Source organism: Bradyrhizobium sp. MI1.11 (genome assembly GCF_055811255.1).
This window is the reverse complement of record NZ_JBVVPM010000044.1, coordinates 14,461-29,527: the sequence shown is the minus strand read 5'-3', so window position 1 is coordinate 29,527 and position 15,067 is coordinate 14,461. Positions and strand designations below refer to the sequence as shown.

General features: G+C 58.3%; 13 protein-coding genes and 1 pseudogene. 10 read left to right on the top strand and 4 right to left on the bottom strand.

Annotated features, from left to right (window positions below):
* Positions 1 to 11: 11 nt before the first annotated feature.
* The 3 genes and pseudogenes from AC0L30_RS31670 to AC0L30_RS31660 form a co-directional block, all read left to right on the top strand.
* Positions 12 to 725: an FMN-dependent NADH-azoreductase gene (locus AC0L30_RS31670; RefSeq protein WP_009859182.1), complete on the top strand. Its 714-nt coding sequence runs from the start codon at positions 12 to 14 to the stop codon at positions 723 to 725.
* A gap of 77 nt (positions 726 to 802) precedes the next feature.
* Entirely contained in the window at positions 803 to 1,294 is a 492-nt protein-coding gene (locus AC0L30_RS31665) for a DUF3788 domain-containing protein (protein WP_009859183.1), read from the top strand.
* 165 nt (positions 1,295 to 1,459) lie between these two features.
* Positions 1,460 to 1,897, top strand: a pseudogene (locus tag AC0L30_RS31660) (zinc-binding dehydrogenase); the annotation flags it as partial.
* Positions 1,898 to 2,373: 476 nt separating this feature from the next.
* Here the strand turns inward: AC0L30_RS31660 and AC0L30_RS31655 are convergent.
* Positions 2,374 to 3,261, bottom strand: a complete 888-nt coding sequence (locus AC0L30_RS31655) for a LysR substrate-binding domain-containing protein (RefSeq protein WP_009859184.1) — start codon at positions 3,259 to 3,261, stop codon at positions 2,374 to 2,376.
* A 245-nt stretch (positions 3,262 to 3,506) separates the two neighbouring features.
* Between AC0L30_RS31655 and AC0L30_RS31650 the strand changes: the two genes are divergently transcribed.
* The 4 genes from AC0L30_RS31650 (at position 3,507) to AC0L30_RS31635 (ending at position 8,105) form a co-directional block, all read left to right on the top strand.
* Complete coding sequence (locus tag AC0L30_RS31650) at positions 3,507 to 4,259, top strand: sulfite exporter TauE/SafE family protein (RefSeq protein ID WP_473406039.1); 753 nt, start codon at positions 3,507 to 3,509, stop codon at positions 4,257 to 4,259.
* A gap of 74 nt (positions 4,260 to 4,333) precedes the next feature.
* Positions 4,334 to 4,870 (top strand): peroxiredoxin-like family protein, encoded by a 537-nt coding sequence (locus AC0L30_RS31645; protein WP_009859186.1) that lies wholly within the window; start codon positions 4,334 to 4,336, stop codon positions 4,868 to 4,870.
* A gap of 737 nt (positions 4,871 to 5,607) precedes the next feature.
* Entirely contained in the window at positions 5,608 to 7,017 is a 1,410-nt protein-coding gene (locus tag AC0L30_RS31640) for a DUF2130 domain-containing protein (RefSeq protein WP_009859187.1), read from the top strand.
* Between the two features lie 875 nt (positions 7,018 to 7,892).
* Positions 7,893 to 8,105 (top strand): hypothetical protein, encoded by a 213-nt coding sequence (locus AC0L30_RS31635; RefSeq protein ID WP_473406024.1) that lies wholly within the window; start codon positions 7,893 to 7,895, stop codon positions 8,103 to 8,105.
* A 122-nt stretch (positions 8,106 to 8,227) separates the two neighbouring features.
* On the opposite strand, the gene AC0L30_RS31630 is transcribed toward AC0L30_RS31635, so the two are convergent.
* Positions 8,228 to 8,410 carry a hypothetical protein gene (locus AC0L30_RS31630; RefSeq protein WP_354202338.1) on the bottom strand — a complete coding sequence of 61 codons (183 nt, stop codon included), beginning with the start codon at positions 8,408 to 8,410 and terminating at the stop codon, positions 8,228 to 8,230.
* A gap of 1,125 nt (positions 8,411 to 9,535) precedes the next feature.
* Between AC0L30_RS31630 and AC0L30_RS31625 the strand changes: the two genes are divergently transcribed.
* The 3 genes from AC0L30_RS31625 to AC0L30_RS31615 all read left to right on the top strand — a co-directional run bounded on the left by AC0L30_RS31625 (position 9,536) and on the right by AC0L30_RS31615 (position 11,249).
* Positions 9,536 to 9,865: a PilZ domain-containing protein gene (locus AC0L30_RS31625; protein ID WP_009859189.1), complete on the top strand. Its 330-nt coding sequence runs from the start codon at positions 9,536 to 9,538 to the stop codon at positions 9,863 to 9,865.
* A gap of 413 nt (positions 9,866 to 10,278) precedes the next feature.
* Complete coding sequence (locus AC0L30_RS31620) at positions 10,279 to 10,611, top strand: H-NS histone family protein (RefSeq protein WP_009859190.1); 333 nt, start codon at positions 10,279 to 10,281, stop codon at positions 10,609 to 10,611.
* A gap of 266 nt (positions 10,612 to 10,877) precedes the next feature.
* A complete protein-coding gene (locus AC0L30_RS31615; protein ID WP_473406023.1) occupies positions 10,878 to 11,249 on the top strand; it encodes a hypothetical protein in 372 nt (123 codons plus the stop codon).
* A gap of 244 nt (positions 11,250 to 11,493) precedes the next feature.
* Here AC0L30_RS31615 and AC0L30_RS31610 read toward each other — a convergent pair whose 3' ends face one another.
* A complete protein-coding gene (locus tag AC0L30_RS31610; protein WP_473406022.1) occupies positions 11,494 to 12,249 on the bottom strand; it encodes a ThuA domain-containing protein in 756 nt (251 codons plus the stop codon).
* Positions 12,250 to 12,658: 409 nt separating this feature from the next.
* Positions 12,659 to 14,872, bottom strand: a complete 2,214-nt coding sequence (locus AC0L30_RS31605) for a VCBS domain-containing protein (RefSeq protein WP_473406021.1) — start codon at positions 14,870 to 14,872, stop codon at positions 12,659 to 12,661.
* Between the last annotated feature and the right edge of the window lie 195 nt (positions 14,873 to 15,067).

Below are 15,067 nucleotides of genomic sequence, written 5' to 3'. Positions count from 1 at the left end.
GGAACAATCACATGAAAATCCTCCATATTGATGTCAGTCCGCGCCTGGAATCGCATAGCCGCCAGCTTTCAGCGGCGATCGTCGAAAGGCTTCTCGAGGTTGCGCCCGGGGCGGGCATCACTCGGCGTGATTTAGGGACTGAACCCTTGCCTCACGCCATGGCTGATTACGCGGTCGCACTGTCGTCGCCGGCCACCTTGGCGGCCCCACCGAAGGGCGCTCTGGATGTTTCCGAAGCGCTTATTCAGGAAGTCGAAGCGGCCGATGTGATTGTCATCGGAACGCCCATGCACAACTTCACTATTCCCTCGGTTCTCAAAGCGTGGATCGATCAAATCTTGCGCGTCGATCGCACGATGATGTCGACGCCCGCCGGGAAGGTCGGAATGCTCCGGGACCGTCCGGTGTTTATCGGCGTCGCTTCCGGTGGCGTCTTTTCCGGGGACCGAGCAAACCAACCCGATTTTCTCACGCCATATCTGTCTCTGGCATTTGGCTCCATCGGGCTAAAAGCCCTGCAATTTCTCTCGGTACAAGCCACCGGGTTCATTGACCGGGAGCAGGCCACATTCGCGAGAGAGAAGGCCCTGGCAGAGATCGATCTGACGGTCATACGAGAACTTCGACCCCTCCATGGTTGCCCTGCCGTGCTCTCAGACATCGGTAGATCGTATCGCGATGCAAGACGCCCTGCTCTTGGGAGCGTCGCGCTAGCAGCATTCTGATGGCGCGCCGCAAGTTCATGGCACGCCCGCATCATAATCCTCCGGCCTCCGCCGGACTATCAACACGAGGTCTTTTGATGATGTTACGTACAGGTACGAGAGTAACAGCCGCTGGCGAGACAATTCCCCAAATCGGCGACAGGATCACCGACAAATCAGCACCACCCGATGACGGCACCGTCCGCGAATGGATCGGTCCAGATGCGTTCGAGCATTGGGCCGAGCTGCGGAACTGGATCGACGAATTCTACCCTGGAGTTTTCGCGCCGGACTGGCTCTACGGGGGCAAGAACCGCGGTTGGTCCCTGCGCTACAAGAAGACCAAGGCGTTCTGCACCTTGCTGCCGGAATACAAGCGGGTTTCGGCCGTGGTGGTCATGGGCGGAGCAGAACGAGAGAAGTTTGAGGAGCGGCGTTATGTCTGGCGACCGCAATTGGTCAAGCTCTACGATGAAGCCACAACATACATAGACGGGAAATGGCTGACGATTGCCATCTCGTCGGAAAATGATCTGCATGATGTGACGGAGCTTTTGGCTATGAAGCGCCCGCCACCGTCGCGCGGGTGAAGTTCACGAAAATGCTAGTTCGCCGCGCGATGGCTCCTAGGAACGCGAGCGGCGGTCTCACAGCAATTCGACATCAAGCTCGTCGCGGAAGGCATCGGGCTGGCGACTAATTGAGTGAGAGATCGAAGATGACCTCCGCGCCTGCAATATAACTTGAGGAAACAGATGGTGACGCAGCTTGCCCGAGAGGCGGTGCCTATGTCATCGGCACTGGGACGCGCCGCCGCCGCCAGAAGGCTCTCCACTTCGGTGCAAATGAATTCGTCGATCTTGTGAATGACACCCTGGAGGACGTCGGCGGCGTCGATCTCGTGTTTGACGTCATTGGCGGGGATATGCAGAAGCGATCGGCAGCGCTGATCCGTGCAGGCGGCACCGCTTGTGACAGTCGTCGGACCGACGGATATTCGACCTGCCGACGGCTTGGCAATCGACTTCGTCGTCGAGGCTGATCGTGCCCAACTGACCGAGATCGTTCAGCGAGTGTGGGATGAAAGACTGCAGACAAATATCGGCAAGGTCTCATCCCTGGACGACGCGGTCGCCACGTTCAATTCGACTGAGCGGCGCGCGGGGAAAACGATCATCCGCGTTCGCTCGTGACGTCCGCCGGAGTCAAAGCTGCAACAATGTCGCCCGCGAAAGCGGGCGCGCATAGGCTTTCGACGAGTCGCCTGGCTGTGATCGAATCGCTGGACCTGAACGGGCCGGACTCGATACCAGCTGGTGGATGGGCTTGGCGCATCGAGCCATGACGCCGTTGTCTTCTCGTCACCATCTCGGATCTTTGCTGGCTGTGTGCCTTCCACACCGCCGCAGCGAAGCGCACTCATTCGATAGCGTCTTATCAAACGCAAGAGGGCTGATCTTGAATTAAGGGCGAGAAGCAACAAGCACGACGGGTCCGTAGGCCGTGTGCGATAAGCGGTGATGGTATCTTTTCGCGCTGGCCGCACGAGGCGCTGCGTGACCGACGAAGCGAAGAATCGAGCAGGAAAGTCGTGGAGCATGGCATTTTTCATGGCATAGAGTGCCTAGCGCCTCTAGATTGTTGATAAACACGCATAAGTTTGGTTAGTTTATAATCGCTCCGGCTCCATAAGCTTTTGCGCGAGCAAGCCGGCGTGCGGCGTGAGCGCAGAGAAATCACGCGCGCAAAGATAAAGTTTCCTAAGCGCCCATGGTTCTTGCAGCGGTACTATCGCCAAACCAGGATGCCTCAAATCTTTTGCTGACGCCTCCGATAAGATTGCGATCCCTACACCTGATTCAACCATCATCGCGATGTTCTCGATCCGCCTGAGTTGAATGCGATAGTAAATCTGACGACCTAGACGGGCTGCGCGCTCTCCTAAATGAGCTTCCAGCGCCGCATCGGACAAGCCGACGAACGGCTCACCAACGATTTCCGCAAAGGCTATCGATCGTTGATCGCTGATGCGATGAGTTTCACTCGTCACAACGACGAGTTGGTCTTGAGCGATTAGGCGAGTTTGCAATGCTGTCAAATCTGCGATGTCGGCCACAACTCCCAAATCAGCACGACCTTCCGCGATGGCCAGTGCAATCTCAGTGCTTGGCCGTTCATGGAGGTCGATAGAAAGATCTCCATAGGCCACAAGGAACTGGCCGAGTTGATGCGGTAGAAAAGCAGCCAACCCAGCCGTGTTGGACAACAGCCTGATGCGCCCTTTCAGGCCAGTGCCATAGGTGCGCAGTTCTCCACGCATCTGCTCGACCTGGTCCAGGATCAAGCGGGCATGGCGAACGAGGGCGTTACCGGCCGCAGTCGTGGTGACCCCCCGCCTATTTCGTTCCAGGAGCTGCGCGCCAAGCGAAGATTCCATTCCGGAAATGCGTTCGCTCACGGAAGCGAGCGCCAAGTTCATGGTCTCTGAGCCCTTGGTGAGGCTGCCTTGCTCCACCACGGTCAGGAACAACCGCATGTCCGTCAAATCGAAGCGCATTCTTTTCCTTCGTCCCTGCCGAAACCACCCATCGGAAATGGCCAATTGTGAGGTTCGGCCGGTGCGCGTACTCTACACCATGCGACGCCATTTTTGCCGATTTGTGACGAGAGCACAAGCGATTGGAGAGTGGCGTCTCGGCGAGAACGGGGTTTATCACCATCCCATCAGGCGATATTAGCGCGGATGCCATCGGCCCGCACGAAGCCTTCAACCGCAATACGGCCCAGACCGAGTGGCTCAGAATGAGTGATTATCTTTCGTCGCATGTTCTGGCTATCGCGCTCACGTTTTTCGTCGCCGGGTTCGTCAAGGGGGTGGCCGGCATGGGCCTGCCAACCGTGGCTATGGGCGTCCTCAGTGCGATCATGTCGCCAGTCAGCGCCGCTTCGCTGCTGGTCATTCCATCCTTTGTCACTAATTTTTGGCAGCTCTTTACGGGGCCGAATTTCCTGGCGCTGATGAAAAGACTTTGGGTGATGATGCTCGGCATCATGGTTGGCACACTCGCCGGCTCATGGCTTCTGACGAGCGCCAATACGGTATTCGCAAGTGTTGGATTGGGCGCCTCCCTTATTGTCTATGCGGTGCACGGCTTGTCTGCGAAGCCATTGTCGGTTCCTGTGCGCTTCGAGGGTCTATTGGCGCCTGTCATTGGGTTGACAACCGGGTTGATCAATGGAGGAACCGGGGTTTTCACGCTTCCCGCCGTTCCTTATCTTCAGGCTCTCGGGCTTTCCAAAGACGATCTTATCCAGGCCCTGGGGCTGTCGTTCACAGTGTCAACAATTGCACTTGCAGCGGGCTTGGCTCGTGGCGGAGCTTTTCATCTTGGAAATGTTACCTTGTCCGCCCTCGCGGTCATTCCCGCGTTGCTGGGCATGCAGGTCGGGACAATAGTCCGCGAGCGCATAAGCGCCGCAACCTTTCGACGCTGGTTCCTTATTCTCCTCGCAGTTCTTGGCCTTGAACTGGCCGTTCATCCACTCTTCCTCTGAGGCAGATGGCGATGCCCCAGATCGTAAGCCCGTCCGTTCCATCAGATTCACTGAATCTCCGCGAAGGAATTTCCATGATCGTACCACGCCAGAAAGCCCCGGAGCTGATCATCGAAACTCTTGACCATGGACGCTTCAATCTTGCTGCGGAAAAACCAGAGCGCCTGACTCTCGTCTGCTTTTATCGCGGTCTGCACTGCCCCATTTGCGCAAACTACCTGAAGGAGTTGGAGCGCCTGACGCCTGCTTTTGCTCAGCGCGGCGTCGAAACGATCGCCATCAGCTCAGACGGGGAAGTGCGGGCGCGTCAGATGGCGGAAAAGATCGCGGCGAAGAACCTGCGAGTTGGTTATGGTTTGGAATTAAGAGCGGCCCGCGAATGGGGTCTCTATATCTCGGCCTCGCGTGGGAAAAGCTCAATCGACATACAGGAGCCGCCGAAATTTTCGGAGCCCGGCGTTTTTTTGATCGAACCCGATCAGACGATCTACTATCTTTCAGTACAGTCGATGCCGTTCGTTCGACCAAATTTCGGCGAGATGGTGCAAGCCGTCGATTACATCATCAAAAATGACTACCCGGCGAGAGGCGAATACACAGGGCCGGTCTGAACACGTCTCTGAAGCTTGGCGAGGGTGCCACTTAGCTTCTGCATCTCGCAGATCCGCTTGCTCAACGTGGGATCATCGAACAGCCCACGAGCCATTTTCTCAACGCGGGACAATTCCGCTTGAAAGGCCGGCGATTGAATCTGATGATTCGCCGGTTTTACTTTCAGAAGGTTTCGATGCGTCGCTTTACCGTCCGAGAGACGTCCCCCTGGATCAATTACATGGAGCCCGATAGCCGATTTATTGGCATTGGTCGATCGAAGCACCGACTGAGGCCGCGGCGGAGGCGTTTATCCCGCAAGCGAACACCGGCGCTGCGATCAGGTCGTCGTGTACCCGGCGGTCTGAAACGTAGAATCGTATTCAGCAGCACCCACACAGTTCGCCTAGGGAAGGGAAAATCGGTTTTCCTTTCCTTAGTCCATCACCGCCGTGAAAGCGCAAAATCGCATTTGCTGATTTGCCATAGCTTAGCACGTAGGCCACCTTGTTCTCCGCAGGACGGCCCATCGCAAGGAAATCGATATTTGCCGTTTTTAGGCTGGATGGATAAGCAGGCCACGCCTGCCGATAGCGGGAAACCAGTGGATTTCCGGCTGAAAATGCCCGGAATTCCGGCGCTTTACTTGACCGTCAAAACCTTCATGTTCTAATTTTGTTCTCAATGAGCAGGATCGATTCTGTCGGCCCCTTGCCTTGTTTGAATGACAACAGCAGCGCCCCAGGCGACCAGGACCATGCACGAGATCATCTGCCCCCACTGTACCAAGGCCTTCAAGGTTGATGAATCCGGCTATGCCGAGATTCTGAAGCAGGTCCGCGACGCCGATTTCGCCAAGCAACTGCACGAACGGCTGGAGTTGGCCGAGCGCGACAAGCAGGGCGCTGTTGAATTGGCCAAAGCCCAGGTTGGCGGCGATCTGCAGAAGACCGCCGCTGCCAAGGATGCCGAAATCCAGGAATTGAAGTCCAAGCTGGAGGCGGGTGAGATCTCTCAAAAGCTTGCCGTCACCGAAGCGCTCGGTGCCGTGGAAAAAGAGCGGGACAGGCTTGCGAACGCCCTCGCGCAAGCGGAACGCGAGAAGAAGGCTGCCTCAGAGCTTGCAGAGGCGCTTCTGGCCAGCGAGCAGCACAAGATCACAGCCGCCAAGGAAAAAGAAATCCAGGAGCTGAAGGCTAAGCTTCAAGCCGTCGAGCTTGAGAAGAAGCTCGCCGTGACCGAAGCCGTCGGCGCCATTGAAAAAGAGCGCGATGAGCTGAAAAACGGCATCAAGCAAGTCCAGCTTGAAAAGCAGCTTTCCGAGCAGTCGCTCAAGGACAAATACGAAACCCAGATCAAGGATCGGGATGACGCGATTGAACGCCTCAAAGATATGAAGGCCCGCCTCTCGACCAAGATGGTCGGCGAGACCCTCGAACAGCACTGCGAGACCGAGTTCAACCGGGTGCGCTCGATGGCGTTTCCGCGGGCCTATTTCGAGAAGGACAACGACGCGCGGACCGGCAGCAAGGGCGATTACATCTTCCGCGATTCCGACGAAGCCGGCACCGAGCTCATCTCGATCATGTTCGAGATGAAGAACGAGAGCGACAAAACCGCGACGAAGAGCAAGAACGAGGATTTCCTCAAGGAGCTTGACCGCGATCGTACCGAGAAGGGCTGCGAGTACGCGATCCTGGTCTCATTGCTTGAACCCGACAACGAACTCTACAATACCGGCATCGTAGACGTCTTCCACCGCTATCCCAAAATGTACGTCATCCGGCCGCAGTTCTTCCTGCCGATGATTACCCTCCTGCGGAACGCCTCGCTCAATTCCCTAAAGTACCGGACCGAACTGGCACTCGTAAAGGCCCAGAATATCGACATTACCCAGTTCGAAAGCCAGCTGGAGACGTTCAAGAACGGATTCTTGAAGAACACTGATCTCGCTTCCCGGCACTTCCACACCGCGATCACGGAGATCGATAAGTCCATCGATCACCTGCAGAAGACTAAGGATGCGTTGATCGGGGCTGACCGCAACCTGCGCCTCGCGAATGACAAGGCGCAGGACGTGACGATCAAGAAGCTGACCCGGGGTAACCCTACGATGGCGGCCAAATTTGCCGAGCTTAAGAGCCAGGCCGCTGAGGCGGCAGAGTGAGCGACCCAGTGTTTCGTTCTCGATGCAAGTCGTTACTTGCTGAACAGCGTGCGCAGGGTCGCCTCAGCTGAGATTGCAGACGTCCTGTCGCCGGCTGCGACTGGGAAAACGATCTCAGCAGGTGGCGGCGGCGGTGATTTCTTTGCGGCCGCGGCAATTGCACCGAGGCCAGCCAGGCAAACTACTCCAAGCGCGACGGTCCTGATCACGTGGCACGCTCCTATGCGGGAGCCGCAGAGCGTCCTGATCAAATCAGTCCAGATTAAGGCGCCTCGATAGTCTTGGTTAACGGGCGGCGGGCGGCAGGAACGGGAGTCGGACTTGATAGTAGCCGTGCTCACGGCTTCCTGCCTAGCATGCTAGCGACTTTGCAAATCTGCTTCCCAAACGGATTTCTGTTCAATCGGATCCCTGCCTTGAGACGACGATAGCGCTAGATGACGGAGGCATAGAAATATGCCAGATGCGCTGAGGCTGAATGACGCTGAACGCGCTGACGTGAGCTCATGGCCGAATCGATGAAGAGAACGGGCCCAGCAATTCCGGAGTTTTAGTCATCTCGGATGAATCGGGCGATCGTCACTACGTACCGCTCGCAACAACCGATGGAATTCAGCCGCCCGGCAGAAGTATCATGAGCAGATCAGGGCTGACCAGATCCAGAATTAACTCGCAGCGCTGACATCAATCTTAATCTCAGGCTTTGCTTGCGGCGGCGCATTGGAGCGTTAGCTTTGCGCACCGGACATTGTCCCGTTCGGGTCCACGCAGGCGAAGCCCTCGCGCCATTATACTCGGCGCGTCGGCCTCTGCTGGCCATGCGCGAGTTCATATTGAAGAGGCCATAGAAACACGAAACGCTCGATCTCGCCGAGATGCGTCGGCAGATCACGGCCTTGCGGTCCCGGCACTCGGAAAATCTACGCATCACCTATCCGTTGAATAGGCTGCTGATCAAGATTGCATATCTCAGTGAACCGGAGAACGCAGCTCACGCAGAGCAGCTGCGCGAAGCGTTTGCCAGGACGATGGCCGATATCCAGAAGCGCGTCACGAAACACGCCGGCAAGCCGCCGGGTAAGGCCTAACAGGTAGATCACATTGCACAAAGCGATCGCCGGGTTGAGGCTACCTGTAGCCGCGGAGGTAAACGCCGCCTTCGTCGCTAGGGCTGCCGCTGTCGCAAGCGGTGGCCCCGCCCATGAGAGGCCTAGTAAGCGCGCCGCGCTACTCGGGGCAGAGAGGGCAGTCTCGGAGAAAACCGGTGGGCAAGCGCGAGCACCGCGGCTTCGTCGGTTTCGAGCGCGATCTTCTGGGCGAGCATCACGTCGCCACCTAGCCAGAGCCCGTTCGGGAACGAAACACCAGCCGATCTTAGGCTGCTTTTCTTCATCAAGCTCCAAAACATTGCTCATGGTGCCCTGATGAATTCGATATCGTCGGCCGGTGTGAGAGCCGGTGACTTCGAAAAAACCCTCGGCATCATATTGCGCACGCTGCTGTGGAGATAACCAATCGCGCAGAAGACGTTGCGCACGCGCTTCCGGGCCATTTTGCTCGATGAAGCTTTGATAGAGCGCACGCAGGGCGCGCAAACGCACACTACTGCCGATGCTACCGCGCCTAAACAAGAACATTTGTTGCACCCGACGGGTCTAGCCGCCGACCAACCGCGGATAGAACAGCGACCTCTCCGAGTGGAGGTCCGACTACGTCTCCGAGCGAGAAGGGTGGTCCGTTCATGACTTAACCCGAAGAGCGCTTCAGCGGCGTGATGTCCGCTGACAAAGGTAAACCGACGCCGAGCTGCACTTGCCGCGACCGCCTGCTTTTGACCCAAAGCCGAACAAGTCAACGCGGTCGCTTTTTTCGGCCAGAGCGATCTCTGATGAAGGCTTTCCGTGGCTGCGAGCCCACGGCACGTTCGTCGCCACGGTTTGCGGCTAGAAAACAAAACGCCGCTGTCGCCGTAATCGGCGACGCATCGCCGAGACACCTGTGACTTTTGAACGTTTGCCGACTTTTCGTTCCTCGGCTTGCTCAACCCGGCTGCGAAGGTTCTGAAGCTCTGTCAGCTGAGATCTTAGAAACCAAACGCGTTCGTGCAGAACCGTCATGCGGTTGTGCCCCTGACCACGCCTACTCATCAACGCCCCTTATTATGAATATTTAAAAACCACCGTTGTCAGGCCGAGAGACATAAAATGATCTATTAAGTTCAACTAATAGTAGCTCAGGTTTGTGAAAGTGCTGTGAAATACTTCACTTTCGCGGAAAAAGACGTGTCCTTGAGCGCTTTCATTTGCTTGTAAGGTGGGCACCAACGTCGGCGGATTAACCACGCGGTCTGGTTTAATTTTAATGAGACAATAATACTGCTTGTTACCCTGGGCCGTGCAGATCAACGTGCAGATATTGCCGTTTTCCGGGCTCGGCGGGATCGGAAAACGTAGAGGTGCAATCGCGATCGCTGCGATCGCTCGATTGGAAGTTACCTCTTCATTTGGAGAATCTCGCCATGGTCGAACGTCGGGCAATGGAGCGGATACCGATCAACCGGGCGGCGCGGCTATCGTTTGGTGGATTGAGTGGGACCCATCCGTGCGTGGTGCGCGACATCAGCACCCTGGGAGCCTGCATCTCCACGCCGTACTACATATTCGCCAGCGAATTTGCGCTATCGTTCGACGAACATTCCGAAACCTTCACCTGCCGCGTCATGTGGAGGAAGGAGACACTTTGCGGCGTGTGCTTCGTCCTGCGCCGCAGCTCGCCGAAATTGGCGAATGATTGCAGCAACACCACAACGTGGTGCGGCTTGACTACCAATCATGTGCTGCCGCTCTGAGCATCCTTCGCTCATGTTTCGACATAAGTCTCGCGTGCGCTGAGAAGCGATTGGATAGGGCGGCCGTTTTGGGTGTTGGCCAATCGGCAAAGTCGCGCCCCTCCACGAGGTCCGCTCACCGAGGCATGACGGACCAGATTTGCTCACGTTGAGTTTTTCGCATCCTGACCCATTGCGGGCTCCAGCGTGTCGACGCGCCCTGAACGCGGGCATCGTCTTGTGTTAAATCAAGGCGTCACGATCCATTGTGTGTAGGCAACAAGTGCCACGCTGCTGAAGCAATGTCGCGGAACGCAAGCAGGTCGTCGCCGAAGGGTCAATTTCTCAACGAGGATCAGGCGCTAAGAAACCACAAAAAAGTTCCAATGCTGGAACCTAATTTTCCGTTGTTTCCTCTGTAAAGGGAGCAAGATATGAAACCGTCTAGGGACACCTTGGCGCAGATGTCCATCGACCAGCTTTGGGATCTCTACCGCCAGACCGAGGCCATTCTCCCAGGAAAACTTGCGGCGAAACAAAAGGCTCTAGAAGAGCGGTTGGCTAAGCTCGGCGGCGCGGTTGGGTCTCTTACGCGGCAAACTGTTCGCGCCCGACGGCGCTATCCCAAGGTCCTTCCAAAGTATCGAAACCCACTAAATGGATCGGAGACTTGGGCCGGACGCGGTAAGCAGCCTCGCTGGGTAACAAACCTATTGAAGTCTGGAAAACGGATCGATGACTTACGTATTGATCGGACCGCGACGTAGCCCGTTCAATGCCGGCGTTGGATTTCCGCTTTCCTAACTTGCTCTCGGAGTGCTTGCACTTCGTCCCAAAGTTTTTCGAGGTCGGTTGCTGATGCGTGCTTTCGTTTCAGCCTCTCAAGCTCAGCAGCCAGGATCAGTAGGTCCGGCGTAACACGCTTTTGCTTCTTTGAAGCCCGGACCTTTCGTCCCATCTGGGAACAACTCCGCAAGCACTAATCGGCCTCCCGCACTGTAGCAAGTATTGTGCCGTGTCGGATGTATGGTGGATGAACGAGAGATCGTTCAGCTCGGCCCTATGGATCACCCCAAGTGCAGCCGCGCAGGGCGCCTGCCATGTCGTCCGTGCTATGTTGCTTTCCGGGCATCGAACGGCGGCAGGATGCTTGATAGGTCGAGATAGCGATACGGTATACTGTGCGTTACCTGTGATCCGCGAAAAAGCCAGCAACGAAGGTCCGGTTCTGGTCCCTAAGCCGAAGAGCAGTTCAGCCGCCGTGATGTCCGCTATCGCTGGGATTGTGTTGCAAAAGTCGAAAGTTGCAGGGCTCAAGATTTTTCGCGAACCACTACGCAGCGAGCGACCGCTGATTCGTATGACCTCAATCGCGTTACCGAAGTCGCCTGTGAATTTTGCGTGAGGCCGTGAGGTCCCCCGCATCTTGTACGCGAAAGTCGCGCCCACGGCCCGCGGAATTTTGGTCATCGGCGAAAAACGACTTTTGCAACAATATCGCTGGTGAACCGGACGCCGAGCTGAACTTGGCTCGCCAGCCGCTTTTGACCCGGAACGGAAGGTCGCAGACCAAGACCGTCCGAACCTCTGGCACGGACACCACCCGACGAATCCGGCGGTGGCGCAAATGCGAAGTGCGGCGGCGTCTCCTAGGGCGACCTTCGCATAGACCAGAGGATAGCGTTCGTGAGGATTCGCTGGTAGCGGGCGTCCTGCCAAACTGACGGCTCGTGGCCTAGCGCCGAATAAAATACTCGTCCCTCGCCATAGAACCGGGTCCAGGTGAGAGGCCAGCCATAGAATCGTTGATGCACGCCGGTCTTGCCAAGGTCCACCGAGCTCGGGTCGAGGCGCAGGAGCACGCGTGAACCACGATAGTCGAAATCGCTGATTTGGTAGATTTCGTCCTCGACTTGCAACGAATTCCCGAGAAAAGCCACCAGGGGATCGCCAGGATCAACCACCTCGATCTTCACGGCCTGATGCCAAGGATGACCATTAAAGTAGCCGCCGACCAGATCGAGATAGTCCGGCCAAGTGTAGAATGTGTCCGTCGCCGAATGAACGCCGAGGAACCCGCGGCCCGAGCGCACAAAGTTGAGAAGAGCTCTCTTTTGCGCCTCGCTCATCGGAAGTTCTCCGGTTGTGTAGAACATCACCGCCGCGTAGCGCTCGAGGTTTTCGGTAGAAAATTCGGACGTGTCTTCCGTTGCAGTGACTTCAAAGACACCCGAATTGCTTCCGAGCTGGGTCAGGATTACCTTGGAAAGCGGTATGACATCATGCCGGTAGCCGGCGGAGTATGTGAAATAGAGGATGCGCTCTGGCGGACGCTCCGCATGCGCGCCGAGTGGTCGGATTGCCGCCGCGCCGCCGAGGAGCGCGATGAACTCACGTCGCCTCACAATCGCCTCCGCCAAAGCCAACCAACCATGTTTTGAAGAAGCCTAGCACAGATCAGCCCAGCACCGGCCTTGGGGCATCGCCCTCTGGCGTCCTATGCAACGCTGCTGGCCCATCAGCGAAGTGGCGAACCGTCTCATGAGGTCAGCTTCGTGGGTGGAAGCGGACTGGTTTTGCTCAGGCCGGGTTCTTCGCACCTTGACCCGGAACGGACATCGCGAATCCTGCAAGTGCTGCTCCTGTCGCCTTCCGAGTATGACCTTGGAGGTTACAAGATTCATTATTATGGTGCCTGGGAGCGGACATGAAGTAGCGCGCGTTGTGCGGGTCCGTGAATGTGATCGGCGCAACCATGGGAGCGCCTCCGGAAAACGCCAATCCGTCCGGACGCGACGAAGGCGTCGGCGGCTCTCAGAGGATCAGATCGTGTTGGAAGGGTAGGTGTCCGCCCTGGCCAGCAGCCTCCTGCTGGTCGAAACGCCAACCCTCCGGCGCCTCATCGGCCGGATGGGGCCATGCGGCCGCGGCGGAATCGTGCTCCGGATTGAGCGCGGCGACGGGTACCGAGGAAGCGACTGCCGGGGGCGAGCTGGCATGCTGCAGTTCCGCACCCGCCTCGAAATGGAACGCGGGCTCGGCCCGGTTGTGAAAGCCTTCGTCGTCGGCGCCCTGAATGACCACGGTCACGATCTGCGGCGTGCCGTCGATCGTGGTCACGGTGAAGGTATCGGTCAGCGCGTCGCAAGGCCTCAAAGCCTGGACCTCGGGGTTCTCGGAGTTGAGCACGTATGTCCACGTGCCGCAGGTCGTCATCGTGAAACTGCCGTAGCCGTGGTCGCTCGCCTGCGGGCATGTCGTGGCCGTGAAGGTGTCGTCGGAATTGTCGACGTCTTTGTCGGACAAGGTGCCGCTCGCGCGTGGGGGGTCGTCGCAGGAATTGCTTGGCTCGGTCACGCGTCCGCAAATATCGCCGCAGACGACCGCGGCGTCGTTGCTGCCCTCGATGGTGACGGTCACCGTCTGTGCCGTACCGTCCGCGGCCCTCACCGTGAAATCGTCAATCAGCGACTGACCTGCGTTCAGCGCCTGCACAGCGCAATTGCCGTTGTCGAGCGCGAAGGTCCAGTGCCCGTCCGCGGTCATCGTGAAGCTGCCGTAACCGTGGCCGCTCGACTCTGGACATTTGACGGGATCGAACGCGTTCGACGGGCCGTCGACGTCGGTGGCGGTCAGAAGGCCGCACGCGGTTGGGACGCCCTGCGCGGAATTGTGGACTCCGCCCGCTTCGACCACGCGACCATGCGCGTCCCCAGAGATGACGGCCGGATCGTCGGCGCCCTGGATGGTCATCGTGACGACCTGCGGCGTGCCGCCGATCGTGGTCACGGTGAAGGTGTCTGTCAGGTTCTGGCACGCCGTAAGCGCCAGCACCGCGGCGCTGGCGGGATCCAGCGCGTAGGTCCAGTACCCGTCGGCCGTCATCGTGAAGCTGCCGTAGCCTTTGTCGCTAGCATGCGGAGAGCTTACCGCAGTGAACGTGTTGGTCGGATCGTCGACGTCGGTGTCGGCGAGCTTGCCGGTCGCGGTCGGGACGTCGTGCGCCATGAACGCCGCCGCAATCGCGGCGGCGTCCATTGTAACCGCGGCGACGGATCCACCGGTCCCGCCGCTTATCGCTGCCGCGTCGTCGGTGCCGGCGATGTCGATCGTGAAGGTTTGGCTTGCCGAGACAAAGTCGTCGGACGCCGTGATCGTGAAGCTGTCGGCGTTCGGCGCCTTCAGCGCGTTGATAGCGTCGTTGTTCGGTACGTAGGCGTAGGCGCCGGTCGCGCTGTTCAAGTACAGGATTCCGAAGGAGCCGGCCTTCTCGACGTCGTAGCTTGCCCCCGCGACGGTGAAAGCGCCGATCGCGGCGCCCGCGATGCCGAACGTCGGGGTCGTGCCGGAGCCGAAGCTCGTGGCCGAGAAGCTGCCGCTGCTCGCCGAGAACTCATCGAACGCGACTGTGTCGATCTCGACCGGGCCCGACCCGAGCGTCAGTGCCGGTGGCGAATGGATCAACGGCCCATCCGGCACGAAGCTGGCCTGCACCACCAGCCCGGGAAGGGCATGTTGTGGATTGGGCCCCTCCGGCGCCTGGAAATCGATCGGCTGCAGCGTCTGATCGACCGCTTCGCCCGGAGGCGTGCCGGATCCGGACGGCCCATGGTCCTTCGAGTAGTTGTCAAGCACGTCCTGCTGCCGGCTCTGCAGGTCCTCCATCCGTGACGCGTTGTTGGCGATCTGCGCGAAGCTGACGGACGATCCGGTCTTGCTGAGGATGACCGTCTGCCCGGGATCGTCGACGATGATGTGGCGCGGCACCGGCTCCTTCGTGATGAGTTCGAAGATGCCATGCTCGAACCCCTTGTAGGTGATGGACGCGTCGTCGAACAAGGCGAGATCGGGATCGGCGGCCCACGCTTCTTTCAGCGCCGTCAGAATCAATGCGACGAAGGACAGCCCTCCGGCCCATCCGAGTCTCGCGACGACCGGCGACTCCACAGCGCGCCCGCCGCGGACGGACGGCGGACTGCGTTGGTGCTGCGCCGGCCAAAGACCGGCGAAGACACGTGCGAGCGACATCCTACGCCTCGCATGCTGCCCGCTTCTGCCGAAGCGGCCGGACCGATCGAGTGTGAGTCCACCCGCCCACGTTCCGGTTCCGCACACCAGACTACGCTTTGTCGTCCCCTGGCTCCTTCACGAAATGTTGACTGGGTGCGCGCAAATGCGCTCTTTTGTTGGCGCTGAGCGGTCGGGACCATCGTCCGTTGCGAC

Bases quoted from the DNA above. Each gene is read 5' to 3' on its own strand.
- AC0L30_RS31670 (WP_009859182.1), top strand. From the start codon at position 12: ATGAAAATCCTCCATATTGATGTCAGTCCGCGCCTGGAATCGCATAGC.
- AC0L30_RS31665 (WP_009859183.1), top strand. From the start codon at position 803: ATGATGTTACGTACAGGTACGAGAGTAACAGCCGCTGGCGAGACAATT.
- AC0L30_RS31655 (WP_009859184.1), bottom strand. From the start codon at position 3,261: ATGCGCTTCGATTTGACGGACATGCGGTTGTTCCTGACCGTGGTGGAG.
- AC0L30_RS31650 (WP_473406039.1), top strand. From the start codon at position 3,507: ATGAGTGATTATCTTTCGTCGCATGTTCTGGCTATCGCGCTCACGTTT.
- AC0L30_RS31645 (WP_009859186.1), top strand. From the start codon at position 4,334: ATGATCGTACCACGCCAGAAAGCCCCGGAGCTGATCATCGAAACTCTT.
- AC0L30_RS31640 (WP_009859187.1), top strand. From the start codon at position 5,608: ATGCACGAGATCATCTGCCCCCACTGTACCAAGGCCTTCAAGGTTGAT.
- AC0L30_RS31635 (WP_473406024.1), top strand. From the start codon at position 7,893: ATGCGTCGGCAGATCACGGCCTTGCGGTCCCGGCACTCGGAAAATCTA.
- AC0L30_RS31630 (WP_354202338.1), bottom strand. From the start codon at position 8,410: ATGAAGAAAAGCAGCCTAAGATCGGCTGGTGTTTCGTTCCCGAACGGG.
- AC0L30_RS31625 (WP_009859189.1), top strand. From the start codon at position 9,536: ATGGTCGAACGTCGGGCAATGGAGCGGATACCGATCAACCGGGCGGCG.
- AC0L30_RS31620 (WP_009859190.1), top strand. From the start codon at position 10,279: ATGAAACCGTCTAGGGACACCTTGGCGCAGATGTCCATCGACCAGCTT.
- AC0L30_RS31615 (WP_473406023.1), top strand. From the start codon at position 10,878: ATGAACGAGAGATCGTTCAGCTCGGCCCTATGGATCACCCCAAGTGCA.
- AC0L30_RS31605 (WP_473406021.1), bottom strand. From the start codon at position 14,872: ATGTCGCTCGCACGTGTCTTCGCCGGTCTTTGGCCGGCGCAGCACCAA.